Below are 20,155 nucleotides of genomic sequence, written 5' to 3' on the forward strand. Positions count from 1 at the left end.
CTTCAGGATGTCCGCCGCCGATCAGCGGCGGCCGACAAGTTCTTCAGCTCCAGTGCACACCAGCACCGACTCGGCGAGCGCGGCGCGGTGGTACGCGGTCGGTTCCAGGTCGGACGGGAGCACTTCGACGCAGGGATCGGGTTCGCCGAGCGCCCGCAGGACGCGCTGGATCTCCCCGGTGAGGCTGACGACGTCGGCCGAGGCGGTCACCAGCACGACCCGCTTCGGTGTGCTGGCCTCGCTGCGGCGCCAACTGCTGCGCACCTCGCGGACCCCCGACCGACCGCGCAGCGTGGCACCGAGCACCAGCGCCCCGGAGTCGCTACCGGTGTTCGCCGGTCCTTCGGTGCTGAACACGTACTGCGGCGCGGTGCCAGGATCCTCGGGCAGGACGGCGTTGACCATCGCGGGGTCGGCACCCCGCGGCAGCAGTGCGTTGGAGAGCAGCCGGTGTTCGGTGTCGTCGAGCCCGATGCGCTCTCGGACGAGCGTGCCCGGCAGCAGCCTGGCGACCACGTCAGCGGCCTCCCCGGCCAGCCAGTCGCGGTAGCGCCACAGGTGCCGGTCGGGCAACCGACCAGCGAGTCGAAGCAGTAATTCGTGACACACCAGGTCGGTTTCACGCGCCGCCACGTCGGCCCCTCCCAGCCTCGGTACTACGTCGATGCGGGTGTTGCCCGCCGCCCCCCGGCTTTAAGCTGCACCCGTCCAGGTGAACTCTGGCCGCGTAGACCTGATCAATCAAGCCCTTGAACGTTCTTTTCGCAACACTCTGGAATCGATCTTCCCCTATTTGGGTTAGCCGGATCTGACGAACTCAAGCAAGGGATGATCGCAGCGTACTGGGCGCGGGAAATCCTTCGCGGCCCAGCCACCAGAAACGCGATCGCGGTATCCGGCAACGACCGACCCTGCCCCGAACTAGACGCGGCGCCGCCCGGAACCGGACGACGCCGCACAAGGGTCAAAGCGGACTCAACGCCCTGGCCGAACCAATGCGCACGGAGTTCAAAACAGCGCAGCAGGCGGGCCGAGGACGCAAAACAAGATCAAAAACTCTGGTTTGGCACCCGCTGCTATTCGACCTCGACGATCAGTTCGACCTCGACCGGGACGCCCAGCGGCAGTTCCGCCACGCCCACCGCGGAACGGGCGTGCTGACCGGCTTCCCCGAAGATCTCGCCGAGCAGTTCCGACGCGCCGTTGACCACTGCGGGCTGCCCGGTGAAGCCCTCCGCCGAGGCCACGAACCCGACGACCTTGACGATCCGGACCACCGAGTCCAGCCCGACCAGCGCGTCCACCGCGGCGAGCGCGTTGAGCGCGCAGATCCGGGCGTGCTCCTTGGCTTCCGCCGGGCTGATCTCCGCGCCGACCTTGCCGGTCGCCGCCACCGCACCGGCCACCATCGGCACCTGACCGGCGGTGTAGACCAGCGAACCGGTGCGCACCGCGGGCACGTACGCCGCGACCGGGGCCACCACGTCGGGCAGCGGAACGCCGAGTTCGGCGAGTCGATCCGTCCACCGGCCCATGTCAGGCCCCCTTCGGCCGCTTCAAGTAGGCCACCATCTGCTCACCGGTCGGACCGGGCAGCACGGTGACCAGCTCCCAACCGTCCTCGCCCCACTGGTCGAGGATCTGCTTGGTGGCGTGGATCAAGAGCGGAACGGTCGCATACTCCCACTTCTCCATGCCGCGCAGCTTATTAGAGGGGGGCGTGGGGGTTGCTTTGCGTGGCGGTGCGAGTAGCCGGTGCAAGTTGCGAGGGTGGGCTAAGCGCCTGCGGCGGCTCTGCCGGGCTTCAGCTGCTCGTCGCGGCGGCGGATCACCCGCCGAAAGCGGCTACGCCGCTTGCCTGACGACACTCCGTTGAGCTCCGCGCGCCTCGCACTGGGCTCATGGGTTGCGTGGCGGTGCCTGGGCTCGTGGCGGGTGCTTGGGGCTGGCTAGGTCGCGGTCAGCAGACATTCGCGGAAGGCGCCACTTACGCTGATCGTGTGACCGACTGGGACGGGGAACTGAATCAGGCCCGACTGCACGTGGTCAGCGGCAAAGGTGGCACCGGCAAGACCACCGTCGCCGCCGCGCTGGCCCTCGCCCTGGCCACCGGTGGTCACAAGGTGCTGTTGATCGAGGTCGAGGGACGGCAGGGCATCGCTCAGCTCTTCGACACCGCCCCGCTGCCCTACGCCGAGGAGTGGATCGCGGCGGCACCCGGCGGCGGCGAGGTCCGCGCGCTGGCCATCGACGCCGAGCCAGCGCTGCTGGAGTACCTGTCGATGTTCTACAACCTCGGTTTCGCCGGTCGCACGCTGCGCAAGATGGGCGCTATCGAGTTCGCCACCACGCTCGCGCCAGGTCTGCGCGACGTGCTGTTCACCGGGAAGATCAAAGAATGCGTCGGCCGCACCGACGAGCGCGGCCGCCACGTCTACGACGCGGTGGTGGTCGACGCGCCGCCCACCGGCCGGGTGGTGAAATTCCTGGACGTCACCCGCGCGATGGCCGACCTGGCCAAGGTCGGGCCGATCCGGGAGCACAGCGACGGGGTGGTCCGCCTGGTGCATTCCAGCGACACCGTCGTGCACCTGGTGACGTTGCTGGAGGAGCTGCCGGTGCGGGAGACCCTGGAAACCGTCGCCGAACTCGACGCCGCCGACCTGCGGCCGGGCGGGGTGATGTTCAACCGGGTCCGCCCCAACCGCCTGCCGCCCCGCTCGGTCGCCGCCGCCTCGGACGGCCGGGTCGACGCGGCGCGGGTGCGCACCGGCCTGGCCGCTGCCGGAGTGCACGTCGACGAGGAAACCCTGGACGGACTGGTGCACGAGACGATCGAGCACGCCATCCGAGCCCGCGCCGAGGACGAAGCGCGCCGACAGCTGGCCGCCACGGATCTGCCGAGCGTCTCGCTGCCCGACCTCACCGCCGGTATCGACGTCGCCGAGCTCTACGAACTCGCCGAGATACTCACCGAACACGGCATCCGGAGCCCCCGATGAGCGAACCGCTGCGACCCGCGCAGGTCGACATCGACGCGTTGTTGGACGACCCGAACACGCGCATCGTGGTCTGCTGCGGCTCCGGCGGCGTCGGCAAGACGACCACCGCGGCGGCCCTCGCGGTGCGCGCGGCGGAACGCGGTCGCAAGACCGTGGTGCTCACCATCGACCCGGCCAAGCGGCTCGCCCAGGCCCTGGGTCTGCGGGAACTCGGCAACCAGCCGAAGCAGGTGGTGCTCGACGGTTTCGAACCGGCCGGTGATCTCAACGCGATGATGCTGGACATGCGCCGCACCTTCGACGACATGGTGCTCGCGCACGCCGGTCGGGACCGCGCCGAGCAGATCCTGAACAACCCCTTCTACCAGACGATCTCCACGTCGTTCTCCGGCACGCAGGAGTACATGGCGATGGAGAAGCTCGGCCAGCTGTCCGCCTCCGGCTCGTGGGACCTGATCGTGGTGGACACCCCGCCGAGCCGGTCGGCACTGGACTTCCTGGACGCGCCGCAGCGGTTGTCCACCGTGCTGGACGGGCGGTTGATCAAGATGCTGTCCAGTCCGGCGCGGGTCGGCGGCAAGGGGCTGCGCAAGCTCGTCGGGGCCGGATTCGGGATGTTCGCCAAGGCGGTGTCCACCATCATCGGCGGCCAACTGCTCGCCGACGCCGCCGCGTTCGTGCAGGCATTCGACTCGACCTTCGGCGGGTTCCGCGAGCGGGCCGAACACACCTACCGGCTGCTGCGCTCCCCCGGCACGGCGTTCCTGGTGATCGCCGCGCCGGAGCCGGACGCGCTGCGGGAGGCCACCTACTTCGTGGAGCGGCTGGCCGGGGAGCAGATGCCGCTGGTCGGCCTGGTGGCCAACCGCACCCACCCGGTCTTCGCCGGGCTCGCCGGGCCCCGCGCGGCCTCGGCCGCCGAGGAGATCGAGATGGCCGGGTCCGCGCCGCTGGCGGCGGCGGTGCTGCGGGTGCACGCCGACCGCGTCGCGGTGGCGGAGCGCGAGAAGCGGCTGCTGGCCCGGTTCACCCGCGCGCACCCAGAGGTTTCGCTGGTCGGCGTTCCGGCGCTGCCCGCGGATGTGCACGACCTGGACGGGCTGCGGGAGATCGGCCGACGGTTGGCCGGTGAATAACAGGTGTCGGGCCGGGCAATTCGCGGGGACGAATTGCCCGGCCCGACTCCGAATGGACTAACTCACCTGGTACTCGGTGAAATCGTCGGCATAATCCTGCCGGGCGGCTTCCAGCAATTCCCGCCAGTTGCGGACGTCGGGCCGACGGCGCAACAACGCCCGCCGCTCCCGCTCCGTCATTCCGCCCCACACACCGAATTCGATCTTGTTGTCGAGCGCCTCGCTGAGGCACTCGGTGCGGACCGGGCAGCCGAAGCAAACCATTCGCACCTTGCGCTGCTCGGCACCCCGAACGAACAATTGGTCCGGATTCTGGTCACGACATGCGGCATTAACCCGCCAGTCCCCCTGCTCGAACATAGAGTTCCCCCAGCTCCTCACTGGATCGTCGGCGACTGTATTTCGTCCGGAGCCCCCCGGCACCGGATGTTGTGCTCTGCAACTTCGACCACAACAGTGCTGTCGCTGGACGTAGACGGACTGTAGAGCCCACCGGTTCCACAACCAACCAACGGTTGTCGCTCCGTTATCTTTCGGGCTCATCACATCGGGCGGATCTTGGCCGTGACACTCTGTTACGAACCGGCCTGGACTTACCCTGGCGAAGTGCGTGTCCGAGACGGCTTGCTGAAGCTTTTCGGCCTGTGTGTGCTGGCTGGCGTACTGGTGGCCGGGTTGTTGTTCCCGGTGGCGGGATCACTCGGAGTGGTCTCCAACCGCGCCAGCGATGCGGTGAACAGCATCTCGACCGACCTGATGACCAAAGAACCGCCACTTGTGACGACGGTCACAGACAAGGACGGGCGGCCGATCGCGTACCTGTTCGACCAGAACAGAACTCCGGCCGCGCCGGACCAGATCGCCGACACCATGAAAGCGGCGATCGTGGCGATCGAGGACCGCCGGTTCTTCGACCACCACGGCGTGGACTGGGCGGGCACCGTCCGGGCCGCCGTGACAAACCAGGTGTCCGGCGAGATCGCGCAGGGCGGTTCCACGCTCACCCAGCAGTACGTGAAGAACTACCTGGTGCACGTGGTCTCCGCCGACGACCCGGTCAAGCAGGCCAAGGCCATCGAGCAGACCCCGGCGCGCAAGCTGCGCGAGATCCGGATCGCGTTGCAGGTGGAGAAGCAGATCAGCAAGGAGGAGATCCTCACCCGCTACCTCAACGTGGTGCCCTACGGCAACCAGGCGTACGGGATCGCGGCGGCGGCCCGCACTTACTTCGACACCACGCCGGACCAGCTGACCATCGCGCAGGCCGCGCTGCTGGCGGGCATGGTCAACAGCCCGAGCTCGCTGAACCCGGCGAGCAACCCCGGCGAGGCGCTCAACCGCCGCAACCTGGTGATCAAGGCGATGGAGGAACAGCGCCGGATCACCCCGGAGGCCGCCGAGGAGGCCCGCAACGCGCCGCTCGGCTTGGCGCAGCCGCTGCGCGGCATCCCCAACGGCTGCGTCGGTGCCGGACCGTCGGACGGGTTCTTCTGCAAGTACGTGATCGACTACCTGGAACGCGCCGGATTCACCGAAGAGCAGCTCAAAAGCGGCGGCTACACCATCCGCACCACGATGGACAAGCGCGCCACCGACGCGGCCAAGACCGCGGCCGAACGCGGCGTGCCGAAGATGACCAGGGGCATCGCCAACGTGATGAGCGTGGTGCAGCCCGGCCAGGACAAGCACCGGGTCCGCGCCCTGGTCGCCAACCGCGACTTCGGCATCGACGCCGCGAAGGGGCAGACCGCTTACGCGCTGCCCAGCGGGGTGGTCAAGTTCGGTGCCGGATCGGTCTACAAGGTGTTCACCTCGGCCGCGGCGCTGGAGCGCGGGATGGGCATCTACAACACCATCCAAGCCCCCGGTTCCTACACGTCCGCGGTGTACAAGAACGGCACGGCGCCTTACACCGTCGGCAACGCCGAAGGCGTGGCACCCGGCCCGCGCACCCTGCAGATGGCGCTGGCCACCTCGCCGAACACCGCGTTCGTCGCGTTGCAGGAACGCGTCGGACTGGCCCAGACGGTGGACATGGCGGCGCGGCTGGGCATGCGCCAGACGCTGCTCAACAACACCGCGTCCGGTGACCCGCTGGCGCCGAACGGATCGAACGGGCTGTCCCAGGCCGACCAGGTCAAGCAGCGCAACATCGGCGCCTTCACCCTCGGCTACTCGCCGACTAGTCCGCTGGAGCTCAGCAACGTCGCCGCCACGATCATGAGCGGCGGCGTTTGGTGCCCGCCGACGCCGATCGAGCAGATCCTGGACCGCAACGGCAACCCGGTGTCGATCACCGAGGACCCGTGCGAACAGGCCGTGGACTCGGGCCTGGCGAACGCGATGGCGGTCGGGATGAGCCGGGACGACCTGCCGGGCGGCACCGCCGCCGCGGCGGCCAGCGCGGCTGGCTGGAACCGCCCGCTGGCCGCGAAGACCGGCACCACCGAAGCGCACCAGTCGGCTGGCTTCATCGGCGCCACCCCGCAGTTCGCGGGTGCCGTGCTGACCTTCAGCGACGGCACCTCGCCACAGGGCATCTGCGATACCGATCCACCCCGGCTGTGCGGGGTCAACGGCGGCAACATCTACGGCGGCAAGGTGCCCGCGCGGACCTTCTTCGACGCGATGAACGTCATCCACGAAGGTCTGCCGGTAGCGCCGCTGCCAGCGAGCACGAAGCGCTACGAGACCGGCGGCGACGAGTTCCAGGTGCCAAACGTCGTCGGCCTGGACGCCAAGCGGGCCACCGAGACGCTGCAGAAGGCGGGCTACAAGGTCCAGGAACGCTCGGTGAACAGCGAGCGCAGGCAGGGCACGGTGACCAGCCAGACGCCGCGCGGCTTCGCGCTGCCGGGTGAGGTCGTGACGATCTCGGTGAGCACCGGCTACGTACCGCCGCCGTCGGCGGCGCAGCCACCGCCCGGTCCACCGCAGCAACCACCCGGCCGACCACCGGAGCGACCGGAACCACCACCAGGCTTGCCAACCGGGATATTCCCACCCTGACCGACCAGTGCGGGCGCCTTCGACCACCGAAGGCGCCCGCACTGCTTTCCGGCTTTCCCTCCACACCGGGACGGGGGCCGTGACCGGCTCTTTAGACTCGGTGCGTGACGAGCATGCAGGCGAGCATCCGGCGCGCGCGGTCCCGATATCGGCTGCTGGACGTGCGGGGCACCGAGTGGATCACGCCTCGGATGGTGCGCGTCACGCTCGGCGGACCCGAGCTCTCGGACTTCGTCAGCAACGGCAGCGACCAGCGGATCAAGCTGTGCCTGCCGCAGCCCGGCCAGCCGATGCCGTTGGGCCGGACCCGTGCCGAGGTGTTCGCGCTGCCCCGCGAGCAGCAGCCGCGCCAGCGCACCTACACCATCCGCTGGTTCGACCCGCGGCGGCTGGAACTGGCGATCGACTTCGTGGTGCACGACCACGACGGACCCGGCAGCAACTGGGCGGCGAAAGCCGCACCCGGCGAGCAGATCGTCACGGTCGGCCCCAGCCCTGCGTACCAGCCGCAGCCGGACGCCGATCCGCTCGTGCTGATCGGCGACGAGACAGCGCTGCCCGCCATCGCGGCGATCCTGGCCGAGCTGCCCGCCGAGGCCAGCGTGCAGGTGTTCGCCGAGGTCGCCGACGCCGCGGAGGAACAGCCGATCACCTCGGCCGCCGAAGTGGCCTGGCACTGGCTGCACCGCGACGGCGTTCCGGCTGGCGAAAGCGTGCTGCTGGTGGACGCGCTGCGGTCAGCCGACCTCGGCGCGAACCCGCACGTGTGGATCGGCGCGGAGGCCGATGTGGTCCACCAGCTGCGCGAACACTGCCAGCGGGCGCTGGGCCTGGACCGGCGTCGGCTGTACGCGCTCGCCTACTGGCGCCGCAACGCCGCCGGTGACTGACGCTTCAGGTTGGGCGTGACACGCCGGGACGACGCGCCGAGAACTCCCGAATTCAGGGAAAATCGGGATCCGCGTGGCTCGGGCGTCAGCTGGCGAGTTCGGCTTTGACGAGGGCGGCGACCTTGCCGCCTTCGGCCCGGCCCGCCACCTTTGCGTTGGCGGCCTTCATGACCTGCCCCATCTGCTTCATCCCCGGCCGCTCGCCCAGCTCGCCCTCGACCTCTGCGACGGCGTCCTTGACGAGCTGCGCCAGCTCGTCGTCGCCGAGCGGCTTGGGCAGGTAGCGCCGCAGGATCTCCGCCTCGCCGAGCTCGGCCTCGGCCTGCTCGGTGCGCCCGGCGCCGCGGAACGCCTCGGCCGCTTCGTCGCGTTTCTTGGCCTCCTTGTTCAGTACGCGCTGCACCTCCTCCTCGGTGAGCTCGCGCGCCTGCTTACCGGCGACCTCCTCCTTGGTGACGGCGGCCAGCGCCATCCGCAGTACCCCGGTGACGACGGTGTCGCGTTGCTTCATCGCGGCGGACAGGTCCGCCCGCAGCTTGTCCTTCAGCTCGGCCATGTGCTGATTATCGCGCTGCGGGCGGACGCGCCGAGTCGCTGGGCCGCGACTCGTCGTAGGGTTGGTGGGGTGAACAAATTCGGGCGGATTCTGCTCAGCGCGGGCGCTCTCGGCGCCGCGACGGTCACCTACTCGGCCGCCATCGAACGGCGCCGCTGGACGCTGCGGCAGGCGACCTTGCCGGTGCTCGCCGAGCACGCCGCCCCGCTGCGGGTCCTGCACATCTCCGACCTGCACATGACCCCGAACCAGCGGTCCAAGCAGCGGTGGGTGGCCCGGCTCGCCGAACTGGAGCCGGACCTGGTGATCAACACCGGCGACAACCTCGCGCACCCGCAGGCCGTGCCCGCGGCGCTGCGCGCGATGGGTCCGCTGCTGGACCGGCCCGGCGCGTTCGTCTTCGGCAGCAACGACTACTACGGGCCGACCGCGAAGAACCCGGCCCGCTACCTGGTGCCGTCGAAGAAGGCCAAGCGGATCCACGGACAACCGTTGCCGTGGCGGGATCTGCGGGCGGCGATGACCGAACGCGGCTGGCTGGACGCCACGCACCGGCGGCACGAGATCGAGGTCGCCGGGATGCGGATCCACCTGGCCGGGCTCGATGATCCGCACCTGCACCTGGACCGCTACGACCTGATCGCCGGACCCGCACCGGCCGACGTCGAGCTGCGCCTGGGCGTGACGCACTCCCCCGAGCCCCGCGTGCTGGACGCGTTCGCCGAGGACGGCTACGACCTGGTGCTGGCCGGGCACACCCACGGCGGGCAGCTGCGACTGCCCGGATACGGCGCGCTGGTGACCAACTGCGAGTTGGACCGATCGCGGGCCCGTGGCGCGTCCACCTGGGGCGAGCACCTGCACCTGCACGTCTCGGCCGGGCTGGGGACTTCCCCGTTCGCGCCGGTGCGGTTCGCCTGCCCGCCCGAGGCCACCCTGCTGACCCTCTTGCCGCGCTCCGAAAAGCCCATGGCTACCAGCGAGAACTGCTCGACGAGGACCCCGTACGGAGCAGGGGAGGGCGTCCGCTAGACTGTGATCCGGCGGTTGGACGAGCACCCGAGATGTTCACCGCTGGAAGATCGGGGTGTGGCGCAGCTTGGGAGCGCGCTTCGTTCGGGTCGAAGAGGTCGTGGGTTCAAATCCCGCCACCCCGACAGGCGAAAGGGCCTGGTCAGAGCTTCGCAAGAAGTTCCGACCAGGCCCTTTCTTCATGCGCGAACCCCGTCTTGGGAGAATTTGGGAAGAAGATCTTGGAATCATCTCCCTTGGTCGCACCCTGGCCGCGCCCGCGAGAGCTCGTTCAGGACGGCTACCGAAGAGCCGGACGGTCGGTCGCGGAGTCAGTCAGCGGACTCGTTGTACGGCGAGGGCTGGTTGAAGATGATTGCCTCGGCGACGATCTGGTCATCGCGGATGGTCAGGTAGTTGCTCATGATCAGTACCTCGGGCAGATTGGTCTTGTCGTAGGTGCCGTCGTAGCGGCCACGGATGATGACGTCGCCGTAGTGCTCGATCACCTCGACCGGCTCGATGCTGACGGAGTCGCCGACGAACTCCTTGGCGAAGAACGCCCGGACAGCCTCCTTTCCGCGGATCTCTCGTGAGTTGTCGTTGACGTAGGCGTCGTCGGGGAACACAGCGACGATGGCGTCAAGGTCGAGAGCATTAATGGCCTTGAGGTGGTCGCGCACGACCTGGGGCGCCTCGGCAAGCGTGATGGTCTTCATGTGGTTTCTCCTCTCGCAACGGTGGCGTATCTGACTCATTGAGTCATCACCTGCGATGCTGTTGCCTCCCCCGGCGGGAGGCTCAACCCCGACCGGGCCGTGGACTCTCCAGTCAGGGGAGACTTCAGACTGAAGAAGTGACCATGCTTTCGATCGGTGATTTCGCTCGCGCCACGCACCTCAGCGTCAAGACCCTGCGGTACTACCACGACGCAGGGCTACTGATACCGGCCGAAGTCGACCCGAACTCGGGCTACCGCCGCTACGACATCGCGCAGATCACCACCGCCCAGGTCATTCGCCGCTTCCGTGATCTGGGGATGCCTGTTGACGATGTCCGCGCCATGCTCCAGGCAACCGATCTCAAGACCCGCAATGCCCTCATCGGACAACACCTACGGCGTATGGAAGACGAGCTCGGCAAGACACAGGCTGCGGTCGCGACCCTGCGAGACCTCCTCGATCATCCTGCTTCGGATCTGCCGATCGAGCACCGCCACCTGCCTCCGATGCGAGTGGCAGCGATCAGCGACGAGGTCGCCTCGATTGATGTTGGGAGGTGGCTCCAGGGCGCATTGGGCGAGCTCTACGCCACTGCCTCGGCCCAGGGTTTGGGCGTCTCAGGCGTTGCCGGTGGTATCTACGGCGATGGTCTCTTCGAGGACGACGCTGGCTCCGCGACCGTGTTCCTCCCCATCACAGCCGACCTTCGGCCCATGGGCAGAGTGACCAACATGGAACTGCCAGCGGCCGACCTCGCCGTCATCGCGCACGACGGCCCGGACGACGGGATCGACCGAGCATACGGATCGCTGGCGTCCTATGTCGCACGTCATGCACTGTCGGTCCCAGGTCCGATTCGAGAGTTCTATCCCGTCAATCGGCATCACACGGCGGATGCTCGACACTGGCGTACCGAGATCGGTTGGCCCATCTTTCCGACGGGCGGCGAACCTGCCGAACAGCGCCCGTAGAGCACTGGACACCGCGCTGGTCGCGATCCTCCAACGCAGCCCGGAAAGGGGCGTTGTCGCCGTAACCAGCGTCGGCGACCACCACCGGCGGCGCGAGCCTCCATTCGCCCAGTTCGTTGAGCATTTCCACCGCCATCACCCACTTCGGACGGTCCCGTTCCGCATCAGGGATCGCGCAGCACAAGATCCTCACGTACCAAGATCCACACCTAGCAAAGCACTACTAGCAAGCCACCTGGAGTGCCCCCAGGGGATCAGTCCGCCTGATCGAACCCGGTTCGGGTCGAAGAGGTCGTGGGTTCAAATCCCGCCACCCCGACAGGCGAAAGGGCCTGGTCAGAGCTTCGCAAGAAGTTCCGACCAGGCCCTTTCTCTATGCCTAGCTTTGCTGAGCGCTTCTTCGGCCCTAACCGCGACGGGAGGGAATGCGCCGCCGGGTTAGTGCCGTTGCGACGAGGTGACCGGAGCCGCCGGCGAGACCGGGGCCGGGGTGCGTGGACGCGCCGATGTGCCACAACCCGCGTACGCACGTGGCGTGCCGCCCGGCGCCGGGTAGCGGCCGCCACAGGTAGTTCTGATCCAGTTCCGCCGAGCCCCCGTAAGGGTCGCCGCGCACGGCGTTCGGGTTGTAGGCGGCCAGGTCGTGCGGCGTCACCACGTCGACCGCGCGCACCTTCGAGTGCACGTCCGGCGCGTGCCGGGCGACCCGATCCAGCACGCGATGGCTGAAGGACTCCGCCAGCTCGGGTGTCCAGCCCTGCCCGGTGTCCAGCTCGCCCGCGGCGTCGCCGAGCGGCTGGAACGGGACCTCCTGCAGCTGCAGCCACAACGCTGCCGCGCCCTCAGGCACCCTGCTCGGATCGAGCACGTACTGTTGTCCGACGACCACGGTCGGGCGCCGCGGCAGGAAACCCGCTTCTGCTTCCGCGCAGGCGATTCCGGTACTGGCGGACCCGTCGGAGAGGTGCAGGAGCGGGGTTTCGCGCAGGCGGCTGTCGTGCCATTCCAGCGGTTCGGACAGGGCGACGTGCACCTGCATCTCGCCCCTGCCATAGCGGAACCGAATACTCTGCTGGTGCAGCTCCGGGGGCACGGCGTCGCGCGGCAGGAGGTCGCCGTAGAGCGCCGTGGGTGTCACCGAGGCCAGCACCGCGCGCCGAGCCAGGAGGGTGCGCCCATCCGCGACGACGCCGGTGGCGCGGCCCCGGTCGACCAGGATCCGCTCCACCTCGGTGTCGGTTTCGAGCCGGACACCGAGCGAATCCAGCAGCGAACGGAACGCCGTGGCGAAAAGGCCCGACCCACCCGCGACCGCGGGCAGGCCCGCGGAGTGCAGGGTCCCGGCGAGCAGCGGCACCATCAGGCCACCGGAGGCGTGGTCCGGGGACAGCCCGGCGTGCAGCAGCCACGGCGTCCACAGATGATCGACTTCGGAACCGTGGAACTCGCTGCGACAGTAGGCCCTACCGCTGGTGACAGCCGCCCGCAGCCAACGTTCGGCACCCCGGCGGCCAGCCGTGCGTAGCAGTCCGACCGCGTGCCGAAGCAGCGCCCACGACCGGACCTCGCTGCTCATCAGGCCACCGATCGGTGCCATGTCCGCCGCAAGCCGGTTGAGCATGGCGAGGTAGGCGGACCGGTCGGCGGCGTGGGCGAAAGTAGCCGCGGTCTGCTCCGGATCGCGGTGGGCGAGCGTGACGTGGCCGTCATCGGCGACGCTCGCTGTGATCCACCCGTCGGTGTTGCGGTACCTCAAGCCGTGTTCGTGCAGCGCCGCGCCGAGGCTCGCGTAGGCCGCTCCTGTGACGAACAGCGGATGCCAGGACGAATACGTGTCGTGGCGGTAACCGGGCAGCGTCCGTTCCTCGGTAGCGATGAACCCGCCGATCTCCGGATTGCGCTCGACCACCACCACCGACCAGCCCGCGCGGGCGAGCTCGGCCGCGGCCACGAGACCGTTGATCCCCGATCCGACGACGATGGCGTCGGCTTCTGCCGCCATGACCCCTCCCGTGGCAGTTCGATACGGCAGCGGCCCCATGCAGCCGGAACACCGTCACCCATCCGGAGCAACGCTAGGCGGGTGCTCGCACACCCGCTTTCCGAGCAGACCGGTGGCTGTGCGGATCCCGCACCTCAGCGCCGCAACGTCACCGAGGGCGACTCGCCGAATCGTTCCCGCGCGTTGAGCGATGCGGAGGTGGCGGAGCTGCGGTCCCGCTCACCGCTGACGCCGGGCGTCAGTGCCCCGCTGCCCACCTACTACTCGGTGCGCGACATCAAGCTCGCCGACCTCCTGCGCGGCGAGGGCGTCGACGTGCCCGCGGTGAGCGAGGCCGAGGCAGCGCAACTCGTCGCCGACCTGGGCACGCGCGACTACTGGTTGACCCCGCTCGAAACCGTCACCAACCCCTATCGCGGCCCAGGCTCGACCAGACCCCACGACGGCCGGGCCTACATGAGCAGGAACGTCGGCGACGTGTACGACACTTCTCCCTACGACCCGCAGAAGCCGCCGGAGGAGCACCCGTACGAGCCACGCGAAAGGCCGCTGGGGATCAGCACATCCGCGTTCGTGTCGAACATGGCGAAGCTGATCGCCTACGTGCACGGGCATTGATCCGGCTTCGTTGTTCAGGGCCTTGGCCGGGGTTTCCGGCCAAGGCCTTTCGCAATTCCGGTGCTTGTTGAGACGGCCGTTTTCCGCCAGCTCCGACCCACGTCAGCGGTGATTATCGGGGCATGACTTTCCACGTGTCGCCCATCGAACCCGCCGTGCTCGACGTACTCCGCAAGCTCGACGACGCCGGGCGCGAACCGTCCATCCGCATCGAAGACGACGAGTACGGCGAGCCGCTGCGCTGCTGCCTGCGCCGCGGTCGGCCGGGCGAGCGGATCGCGCTGGTCAGCTACGCGCCGCTGCGGCGGTGGGCGCGCGACACCGGAATCGATCCCGGCGCTTACGAGGAAGTCGGGCCGGTGTTCATCCACGCTGAAACCTGCGACGGCCCGGATTCCCCGGCGTGGCCGGAAGAACTGCGCGGTACCCGGCGCGTGCTGCGCAGCTACGCGTCCGACGGCCGGATCCTCGGTGGCTGCCTGCTCGACGGCACCACCCACCTGTCCGAGCGCACGGCCGGTGACCTGCTGCTGGACCCGGACGTCGCGCTGGTGCACGTCCGGGCGGTGGAGTTCGGGTGCTTCCTGTTCGAGGCCCGGCGGGCGTGACCGAGCTGCGCCGCATCGCGGACCGGGAGGGGCGTCCAGTTCCGCGGGTGGTGGCGTTATCGGGCAGTATCGAGGCGTGAGCACCTACCCCGAGGCGAAGATCCCCGAGAGCCTGTTCGACGATCCGGAGCGGGAGGCCCGCTGGCGGGCCCGGTTCAGCGCGCCGCGCGTTTCGCTGCCCGATTGGGCGCGGGACGCCCCGCAGCGCAGCCTGTACGTGTCGAATTCCAGCGGCACCTGGGAGATCTACGCGTGGGACCGGGAGACCGGTGCGCACCGCCAGGTCACCGATCGTCCACAGGGGACTTTCCACGGCACGCTGTCCGCGAACGGCGAGCAGATCTGGTGGTTCGACGACACCGACGGCGACGAGTTCGGCAGCTGGGTGGTGGAGCCGTTCGGCTCCGGCGCGGCCGAGCCGGGCCTGCCCGGTACCCACCCCGGTTACCCGGCGGGGCTGGAGCTCGGTGGATCGGTGATCGGGCTGGGGATGTCCACCGACGACGGGGTGACGGTGTGGGTGGCCCGCGACGGCGGCCGCCCGGAGGTGCTCTACCAGCACGAGCAGGACGGCGGGCTGGCCGCCATGTCCTGGGACGAGTCGATGGTGGTGATCTCGCACTCCGAGCACGGCGACAGTCGGCATCCGGCGCTGCGGGTGCTGCGCGTCGACGGCTCCGAGGTCGCCGAGAAGTGGGACGGTCCGGGCAAGGGTCTGGACGCGCTGTCCTTCGCGCCGGTCACCGGCGATCCTCGGCTGCTGGTGCTGCACGAGCGCCGCGGCAAGGAGGAGCTGCTGGTCTGGGACGTCACCGCGGACACCGAGGCGGAGATCAAGCTCGACCTGCCCGGCGAGGTTTCCGCCGACTGGTATCCGGACGGCAAAGCGCTGCTGATCGCGCACACCCACCACGCGCGGACCACCATGCACCGCTACGACCTCGCCGATGACACGCTCACCGAGTTGGCCACGCCGCCGGGCACGGTGGCCGGTGCGTCGGTGCGCCCGGACCGGTCGGTGGAGTACGTGTGGTCGTCGGCGGCGACTCCGTCGCTGGTGCGCACGGTTTCGCCGGAAGGCGAGGACCGGGTGCTGCTGACGCCGCCCGGCGAGCGCGCGCCGGGTTCGGAGGCGGTCACCGACGTGTTCGTGGAGGTCCCGTACGGGCCGAACGACGCGGTGCACGCGCTGGTGGCACGCCCGGCGGACGCCGGGGACGGGCCGCTGCCGACGGTGTTCAGCCTGCACGGCGGGCCGCACGCGGCGGACGAGGATCGGTTCTCCGCGTATCGAGCGGCGTGGCTGGACGCCGGGTTCGCCGTGGTGGAGATCAACTACCGGGGTTCGACCGGGTACGGCTCGGCCTGGCGGGATGCCATCGAGGGCCGACCAGGCCTGACCGAGCTGGCGGACGTCGAGCGGGTGCACGACTGGGCGATCGCCGCCGGGCTGACCACCCCGGCGCTGAGCGTGGTCGCGGGCGCCTCGTGGGGCGGGTACCTGACGCTGCTCGCGATCGGCACGCAGCCGCAACGTTGGGCGGGCGGGGTGGCCGGGGTGCCGGTGGCCGACTACGTCTCGGCGTACGCCGACGAGATGGAACCGCTGCGGGCCTACGACCGGGCGCTGTTCGGCGGCTCGCCGGAGGAGGTCCCGGAGGTCTACCAGGCCGCCTCGCCGATCACCTACGTGGACCAGGTGCGGGCACCGGTGCTGGTGCTGGCCGGGGACAACGACCCGCGCTGTCCGATCCAGCAGATCCTGAACTACCTGGATCGGCTGGGTCAGCGGGAGATCCCGTTCGAGTTCTACCGCTACGACGCGGGCCACGGTTCGCTGGTGGTGGCCGAAACGCTGCGCCAGGTGGCGGCCGAGATCCACTTCGCCCGCCGCGCCGTCGGCCTCGGCTGAGACCCCGACCCGCCTTCCGCTCACAGGCTCTCGGCGCGGATCACGTCGAGGTTGTGGAAGGTGGGTTCCTCGTCGCAGATCGCCCGCATCTTGCGGGAAATGGCGGCGGTCTCCGGCAGCCGCGAGTTGCGCATCGCCTGCTCGTAGGACGGGAACTCGACGAATTCGTAGTAGCTGCCCGGCTGCTCGTGGTCCTGGGTGAGCACCGCTCGCGTCGCGGTGCGCTTGCCGCCGGTGGCTTCCTCCCACTCGTCCAGCAGCCGGTTGAGCTCGTCCCGATTCCTGGTCCGGAACTCGATGAGTTGCACGAAGTTCATGCCGTTCGGACTCGCCGGAGCGGTTTCGTCCTCCAGCAGCTCGCGGATGTGGGCTCGCAGCTCCGGGGTGTCCGCGTGGTGGTGCACCGACACCGCGTGCTCGGTGGCGGCCCGCAGCACTTCCGCTTCCTCGCCGACGATGGTCAGCGAGCAGTCGATCTCGCTCGGGTACTTGCGGCAGTCCGCTACCTTCCTGGCCATGGCGGCTCTCCTGTCTTCTGGATGGGATTTCGCAGCCAGGCCAGCTCGCGCTCGTACTGGGCGTCCGGGTGGGTGGCGACGCCCTGCACCAACGGCGCGCGCACGTGCGCGGACGGCCAGAACCAGTCGGCGCGGCGCACCACCAGTCCGGCCCGCCGCAACTGCACCAAGACCTCGACGTTGAGGCGGCAGCGCCGACTGCCGCGCAGCATCTCCTGCGCCTGGTCCTGCGCCTGCCCGACCACGCCCGGTGCTCGGGTGTGTTCGAGGAACAGCAGTTGGCCGACCGGCCGCAGCACCCGACTGACCTCGCGCAGGGCGAACGGGGGATTCTCCGTGCTGCACAAGGAGAATCGGCAGACCACCACGTCGAAGGCCCGGTCCGGGAAGGGCAGCGGCGCGAGGTCCGCGGCGACGAATTCCACCGCCAGGTCGGGCCGTTCGCCGCGCAGGTCCGACGTCGCGCCGAGCAGGGCGAGGTAGCAGACGTGGCGGTACGCGAGCAGGTCTTCGAGGCTGAACGCACCGATGTCCAGCACCCGTCCGGCGGCCCGTCGCCCGACCAGCATCCGGAACCGCTCAAGCATCTCGACCGGCGGCGGCACACCGGCGCGCTTGTAGTGGCACGTCACGGTGGTGGCTGAGCGGACGGCGTGGACATCGTCCGACGTCATGGCGGCAGGATGCCCACCGCCGGATCGCCACCGCCAGAGACTTCCGGCCCCTGCCGCGCGCTCCTAGTTGTCGGCGGGTGGTTCGGGTAGTACTTCGCCGCGCAGGAGCCAGACGTCACCGCGGCGGACCCAGTGCAGCGGCTCGGGTTGCGGTGGCCAGGCCAGCAGGTAGCGCCCGGAGAGATCGTTCATCACCCGCACGTACTCGACCACCGCGTGCAGTACGCGCGACCAGCTGGTCGTCGGCATGGCAGTCACCCCAGTTCGAGGTCGTACCGCAGCTCGTCGAGCCGATGGCCCCACTGCTGGGCCGGTTTCCGCTCGGTGCAGCGGAAACCGGCGTCCAGGTACAGCCGGGCCGCGGTCTCCAGCGGGTCGACCGTCCACAGCTTCACGTGCTTGAACCCCTGATCCCGCGCGTGATCGAGCAGCCTGTGCAACAACTTCCGACCAACCCCACCGCCGCGGACCGATGGATCGACTAGGAACCAGCGCAGCTGCGCGACGCCGTCGCCTTCGTCGGTCAGCGCCACGGTGCCGATGACTTCCCCATCGCGTTCCGCGAGCCACAACCAGCCCGGTTCGGACCCCGGCTCGTCGCGGGCAGCGCCGAGCGCTTCAGCGAACGCGGCAAGGCCGTGCGCGACGTGCGCTTCGAAGCCTTCGTCGAAGCCGTACTCACGGGCGTAGAGCTCGCCGTGCATGGCCAACACGACACCCAGATCACCAGGACGCGGGCCGACGCGAATGGTGATCTCGGAAGTTCTGGTCGAGGGCATCCACAACTCCAGTAGTGAAACAGTTGTTTCACTCGTAGGCTAGCAGCCTGACCAGGACAGGAACAGAGGGCGACGATGACTCATCGGGATGACAGCCGCCGCGACGAACTGCTCGGGAAACTCCTGGACTACTCCGCGACGCACGGCCTGTCCGAGACGTCGCTGCGGCCGTTGGCCGCCGCGGTCGGCTCCAGTCCGCGGATGCTGCTGTACTTCTTCGGTTCCAAGGAAGGGCTGGTCCGGGAGGTCCACCGGCACGCCCGCGACGTGCAACTCCAACTGCTCGCCGACGCCCTCAAGGACTGCTCGAACCGGACCGAGGCGCTGCGCTCGCTGTGGCAGTGGCTCAGCAGCCCGGCGCACCACAACGTCGTCCGGTTCTTCTTCGAGAGCTACGCGCGGTCGTTGCACGCACATGGCGGCGCTTGGGAGGGCTTCGGCGAAGCCAGCATCCGCGAGTGGTTGCCGCAGCTCCGGCAGGCGTTCGGCGGATCGGACACCGAGGCGACGCTGGCGCTGGCCGCGCTTCGCGGCCTGCTGCTCGACCTGCTCGCCACCGGCGACACCGAACGGGTCGAGCAGGCGTTCGAGGACCTGTTGCGGAAACTGTGACGTGGTCGACGCAGCGGAATAACTCGTTCCGCCGCAGCGTCGTTGTTGCCCGTGAGCCATCTCTTCGAACCGATCAAGCTGCGTGACATCGTCATCCGGAACCGTGCGTGGGTCGCGCCGATGTGCCAGTACTCGGCCGTCGACGGCGTGCCCGGCGACTGGCACCTGGTGCACCTGGGCCAGTTCGCCACCGGCGGCGCCGGGCTGGTCATCACCGAGGCGACCGCCGTCGCCCCGGAAGGCCGGATCAGTCCGGGGGACACCGGCCTGTGGAACGACGAACAGGTCGCGGCGTGGCGGCGCATCACCGACTTCCTGCACGAGCAGGGCGCGGCCACCGGCGTGCAGCTCGCGCACGCGGGGCGCAAAGCGTCGACCACTCCGCCGTGGGCGGGCAGCCAGACCGTGCCGAAGTCGGAAGGTGGCTGGGACGCGGTCAGCTCGACCGGCAACGCCTTCGGCGACCTGGCGGCGCCGCGCGCCCTGACCGAAGCCGAGATCGCCGAGTTGCCCGCGCAGTTCGCCGCGGCTGCGCGCCGGGCCGACGCCGCGGGCTTCGACGTCGTCGAACTGCACTTCGCGCACGGTTACCTGGCGCACCAGTTCTACTCGCCGCTGGTCAACGATCGGACCGACCGCTACGGCGGCGACTTCGACAACCGGGTGCGGGTGCTGTTGGAGATCACCGAGGCGGTGCGCGCGGCGTGGCCCGCGGACCGGCCGCTGATCGTCCGCCTGTCGGCTACCGACTGGGTCGACGGCGGGTGGACGGGTGACGACTCGGTGCGGTTGGCCCGACTGCTCGCCGAGCGCGGGGTGGATCTAATCGACGCCTCGACCGGTGGCGCGGTGCCCTCGGCGGACATCCCGATCGGAGCCGGTTACCAGGTGCGATTCGCCCGGCAGATCCGCGCCGAGGCGGACGTGCCCACCGGGGCGGTCGGCCTGATCACCTCGCCGGAGCAGGCCGAGGAGATCATCTCGTCCGGTTCGGCGGATGCCGTGCTCCTCGCCCGCGAGCTGCTGCGCGACCCGCACTGGCCGCTGCACGCCGCCGACCGCCTGCACGCCGACAACATCTGGCCCAAGCAGTACGTCCGCGCCCGCCGCGCCTGACCGCGGGGAGCCCGCTGCC

The 20,155-nt window shown here is 69.3% G+C and carries 22 protein-coding genes, 1 tRNA gene and 1 pseudogene; 12 read left to right on the plus strand and 12 right to left on the minus strand.

The window, feature by feature from the left end; genetic code table 11:
* Window positions 1-21: 21 nt before the first annotated feature.
* The 3 genes from MOQ72_RS31590 to sp36 form a co-directional block, all read right to left on the minus strand.
* Entirely contained in the window at window positions 22-633 is a 612-nt protein-coding gene (locus MOQ72_RS31590; protein WP_242189408.1) for a hypothetical protein, read from the minus strand.
* Window positions 634-1,076: 443 nt separating this feature from the next.
* Complete coding sequence (locus tag MOQ72_RS31595; protein WP_242189409.1) at window positions 1,077-1,535, minus strand: RidA family protein; 459 nt, start codon at window positions 1,533-1,535, stop codon at window positions 1,077-1,079.
* A 1-nt stretch (window position 1,536) separates the two neighbouring features.
* Window positions 1,537-1,695 (minus strand): Sp36 family protein, encoded by a 159-nt coding sequence (sp36, locus tag MOQ72_RS31600; protein WP_242189410.1) that lies wholly within the window; start codon window positions 1,693-1,695, stop codon window positions 1,537-1,539.
* A 305-nt stretch (window positions 1,696-2,000) separates the two neighbouring features.
* On the opposite strand from sp36, the gene bagA reads away from it, so the two are divergent.
* Both bagA and bagB read left to right on the plus strand, forming a co-directional pair.
* Window positions 2,001-3,002 carry an ATPase BagA gene (gene bagA, locus MOQ72_RS31605; RefSeq protein WP_242189411.1) on the plus strand — a complete coding sequence of 334 codons (1,002 nt, stop codon included), beginning with the start codon at window positions 2,001-2,003 and terminating at the stop codon, window positions 3,000-3,002.
* Complete coding sequence (gene bagB, locus MOQ72_RS31610; protein WP_242189412.1) at window positions 2,999-4,138, plus strand: ATPase BagB; 1,140 nt, start codon at window positions 2,999-3,001, stop codon at window positions 4,136-4,138. The genes bagA and bagB overlap by 4 nt, the downstream gene beginning before the upstream one ends.
* A gap of 57 nt (window positions 4,139-4,195) precedes the next feature.
* On the opposite strand, the gene MOQ72_RS31615 is transcribed toward bagB, so the two are convergent.
* Complete coding sequence (locus MOQ72_RS31615) at window positions 4,196-4,498, minus strand: WhiB family transcriptional regulator (RefSeq protein ID WP_242189413.1); 303 nt, start codon at window positions 4,496-4,498, stop codon at window positions 4,196-4,198.
* Between the two features lie 246 nt (window positions 4,499-4,744).
* Here MOQ72_RS31615 and MOQ72_RS31620 point away from each other — a divergent pair, with 246 nt between their 5' ends.
* A complete protein-coding gene (locus MOQ72_RS31620; RefSeq protein WP_242189414.1) occupies window positions 4,745-7,147 on the plus strand; it encodes a transglycosylase domain-containing protein in 2,403 nt (800 codons plus the stop codon).
* 113 nt (window positions 7,148-7,260) lie between these two features.
* Window positions 7,261-8,037, plus strand: coding sequence for a siderophore-interacting protein (locus tag MOQ72_RS31625; protein WP_242189453.1), 777 nt, complete (start codon window positions 7,261-7,263; stop codon window positions 8,035-8,037).
* A gap of 85 nt (window positions 8,038-8,122) precedes the next feature.
* Here the strand turns inward: MOQ72_RS31625 and MOQ72_RS31630 are convergent, their stop codons facing one another.
* Window positions 8,123-8,593 (minus strand): GatB/YqeY domain-containing protein, encoded by a 471-nt coding sequence (locus tag MOQ72_RS31630; RefSeq protein WP_242189415.1) that lies wholly within the window; start codon window positions 8,591-8,593, stop codon window positions 8,123-8,125.
* A 69-nt stretch (window positions 8,594-8,662) separates the two neighbouring features.
* Between MOQ72_RS31630 and MOQ72_RS31635 the strand changes: the two genes are divergently transcribed.
* Together MOQ72_RS31635 and MOQ72_RS31640 are read left to right on the plus strand one after the other, a co-directional pair.
* Window positions 8,663-9,625, plus strand: coding sequence for a metallophosphoesterase (locus MOQ72_RS31635; protein ID WP_242189416.1), 963 nt, complete (start codon window positions 8,663-8,665; stop codon window positions 9,623-9,625).
* 51 nt (window positions 9,626-9,676) lie between these two features.
* A tRNA-Pro gene (locus MOQ72_RS31640) sits at window positions 9,677-9,750 on the plus strand.
* 186 nt (window positions 9,751-9,936) lie between these two features.
* Here the strand turns inward: MOQ72_RS31640 and MOQ72_RS31645 are convergent.
* The gene (locus MOQ72_RS31645; protein WP_242189417.1) at window positions 9,937-10,323 is read right to left on the minus strand and encodes a nuclear transport factor 2 family protein; all 387 of its coding nucleotides are present in this window, start codon (window positions 10,321-10,323) and stop codon (window positions 9,937-9,939) included.
* Window positions 10,324-10,466: 143 nt separating this feature from the next.
* Between MOQ72_RS31645 and MOQ72_RS31650 the strand changes: the two genes are divergently transcribed.
* Window positions 10,467-11,297 carry a MerR family transcriptional regulator gene (locus tag MOQ72_RS31650; protein WP_242189454.1) on the plus strand — a complete coding sequence of 277 codons (831 nt, stop codon included), beginning with the start codon at window positions 10,467-10,469 and terminating at the stop codon, window positions 11,295-11,297.
* A gap of 19 nt (window positions 11,298-11,316) precedes the next feature.
* Here the strand turns inward: MOQ72_RS31650 and MOQ72_RS46005 are convergent.
* Together MOQ72_RS46005 and MOQ72_RS31660 are read right to left on the minus strand one after the other, a co-directional pair.
* Window positions 11,317-11,475, minus strand: a pseudogene (locus tag MOQ72_RS46005) (transposase); the annotation flags it as partial.
* Window positions 11,476-11,703: 228 nt separating this feature from the next.
* Window positions 11,704-13,299 (minus strand): phytoene desaturase family protein, encoded by a 1,596-nt coding sequence (locus MOQ72_RS31660; RefSeq protein WP_242189418.1) that lies wholly within the window; start codon window positions 13,297-13,299, stop codon window positions 11,704-11,706.
* An 81-nt stretch (window positions 13,300-13,380) separates the two neighbouring features.
* Between MOQ72_RS31660 and MOQ72_RS31665 the strand changes: the two genes are divergently transcribed.
* The 3 genes from MOQ72_RS31665 (at window position 13,381) to MOQ72_RS31675 (ending at window position 16,437) form a co-directional block, all read left to right on the plus strand.
* Window positions 13,381-13,917 carry a hypothetical protein gene (locus MOQ72_RS31665; protein WP_242189419.1) on the plus strand — a complete coding sequence of 179 codons (537 nt, stop codon included), beginning with the start codon at window positions 13,381-13,383 and terminating at the stop codon, window positions 13,915-13,917.
* Between the two features lie 122 nt (window positions 13,918-14,039).
* Window positions 14,040-14,525, plus strand: coding sequence for a DUF1203 domain-containing protein (locus tag MOQ72_RS31670; RefSeq protein ID WP_242189420.1), 486 nt, complete (start codon window positions 14,040-14,042; stop codon window positions 14,523-14,525).
* A 76-nt stretch (window positions 14,526-14,601) separates the two neighbouring features.
* A complete protein-coding gene (locus MOQ72_RS31675; protein ID WP_242189421.1) occupies window positions 14,602-16,437 on the plus strand; it encodes a S9 family peptidase in 1,836 nt (611 codons plus the stop codon).
* Window positions 16,438-16,457: 20 nt separating this feature from the next.
* On the opposite strand, the gene MOQ72_RS31680 is transcribed toward MOQ72_RS31675, so the two are convergent.
* The 4 genes from MOQ72_RS31680 to MOQ72_RS31695 form a co-directional block, all read right to left on the minus strand.
* The gene (locus MOQ72_RS31680) at window positions 16,458-16,955 is read right to left on the minus strand and encodes a DUF1059 domain-containing protein (RefSeq protein ID WP_242189422.1); all 498 of its coding nucleotides are present in this window, start codon (window positions 16,953-16,955) and stop codon (window positions 16,458-16,460) included.
* Entirely contained in the window at window positions 16,940-17,629 is a 690-nt protein-coding gene (locus tag MOQ72_RS31685) for a class I SAM-dependent methyltransferase (protein ID WP_242189423.1), read from the minus strand. Before MOQ72_RS31685 ends, MOQ72_RS31680 begins: the two co-directional genes overlap by 16 nt.
* Before the next feature lie 63 nt (window positions 17,630-17,692).
* The gene (locus tag MOQ72_RS31690) at window positions 17,693-17,878 is read right to left on the minus strand and encodes a hypothetical protein (RefSeq protein WP_242189424.1); all 186 of its coding nucleotides are present in this window, start codon (window positions 17,876-17,878) and stop codon (window positions 17,693-17,695) included.
* Window positions 17,879-17,883: 5 nt separating this feature from the next.
* A complete protein-coding gene (locus MOQ72_RS31695) occupies window positions 17,884-18,408 on the minus strand; it encodes a GNAT family N-acetyltransferase (RefSeq protein WP_242189425.1) in 525 nt (174 codons plus the stop codon).
* Window positions 18,409-18,483: 75 nt separating this feature from the next.
* On the opposite strand from MOQ72_RS31695, the gene MOQ72_RS31700 reads away from it, so the two are divergent.
* Window positions 18,484-19,020 (plus strand): TetR/AcrR family transcriptional regulator, encoded by a 537-nt coding sequence (locus MOQ72_RS31700; RefSeq protein WP_242189426.1) that lies wholly within the window; start codon window positions 18,484-18,486, stop codon window positions 19,018-19,020.
* A 51-nt stretch (window positions 19,021-19,071) separates the two neighbouring features.
* Entirely contained in the window at window positions 19,072-20,136 is a 1,065-nt protein-coding gene (locus MOQ72_RS31705) for an NADH:flavin oxidoreductase/NADH oxidase (RefSeq protein WP_242189427.1), read from the plus strand.
* The last annotated feature ends 19 nt before the right edge of the window (window positions 20,137-20,155 follow it).

This window comes from Saccharopolyspora soli, from assembly GCF_022678645.1.
Lineage (GTDB): Bacteria > Actinomycetota > Actinomycetes > Mycobacteriales > Pseudonocardiaceae > Saccharopolyspora > Saccharopolyspora soli.

What these genes read in the sequence shown, in the direction of transcription:
- MOQ72_RS31595 (WP_242189409.1), bottom strand. Translation starts at nt 1,535, where the DNA reads ATGGGCCGGTGGACGGATCGACTCGCCGAACTCGGCGTTCCGCTGCCC.
- sp36 (WP_242189410.1), bottom strand. Translation starts at nt 1,695, where the DNA reads ATGGAGAAGTGGGAGTATGCGACCGTTCCGCTCTTGATCCACGCCACC.
- bagB (WP_242189412.1), top strand. Translation starts at nt 2,999, where the DNA reads ATGAGCGAACCGCTGCGACCCGCGCAGGTCGACATCGACGCGTTGTTG.
- MOQ72_RS31615 (WP_242189413.1), bottom strand. Translation starts at nt 4,498, where the DNA reads ATGTTCGAGCAGGGGGACTGGCGGGTTAATGCCGCATGTCGTGACCAG.
- MOQ72_RS31625 (WP_242189453.1), top strand. Translation starts at nt 7,261, where the DNA reads ATGCAGGCGAGCATCCGGCGCGCGCGGTCCCGATATCGGCTGCTGGAC.
- MOQ72_RS31630 (WP_242189415.1), bottom strand. Translation starts at nt 8,593, where the DNA reads ATGGCCGAGCTGAAGGACAAGCTGCGGGCGGACCTGTCCGCCGCGATG.
- MOQ72_RS31645 (WP_242189417.1), bottom strand. Translation starts at nt 10,323, where the DNA reads ATGAAGACCATCACGCTTGCCGAGGCGCCCCAGGTCGTGCGCGACCAC.
- MOQ72_RS31650 (WP_242189454.1), top strand. Translation starts at nt 10,467, where the DNA reads ATGCTTTCGATCGGTGATTTCGCTCGCGCCACGCACCTCAGCGTCAAG.
- MOQ72_RS31660 (WP_242189418.1), bottom strand. Translation starts at nt 13,299, where the DNA reads ATGGCGGCAGAAGCCGACGCCATCGTCGTCGGATCGGGGATCAACGGT.
- MOQ72_RS31670 (WP_242189420.1), top strand. Translation starts at nt 14,040, where the DNA reads ATGACTTTCCACGTGTCGCCCATCGAACCCGCCGTGCTCGACGTACTC.
- MOQ72_RS31680 (WP_242189422.1), bottom strand. Translation starts at nt 16,955, where the DNA reads ATGGCCAGGAAGGTAGCGGACTGCCGCAAGTACCCGAGCGAGATCGAC.
- MOQ72_RS31685 (WP_242189423.1), bottom strand. Translation starts at nt 17,629, where the DNA reads ATGACGTCGGACGATGTCCACGCCGTCCGCTCAGCCACCACCGTGACG.
- MOQ72_RS31690 (WP_242189424.1), bottom strand. Translation starts at nt 17,878, where the DNA reads ATGCCGACGACCAGCTGGTCGCGCGTACTGCACGCGGTGGTCGAGTAC.
- MOQ72_RS31695 (WP_242189425.1), bottom strand. Translation starts at nt 18,408, where the DNA reads ATGCCCTCGACCAGAACTTCCGAGATCACCATTCGCGTCGGCCCGCGT.
- MOQ72_RS31700 (WP_242189426.1), top strand. Translation starts at nt 18,484, where the DNA reads ATGACTCATCGGGATGACAGCCGCCGCGACGAACTGCTCGGGAAACTC.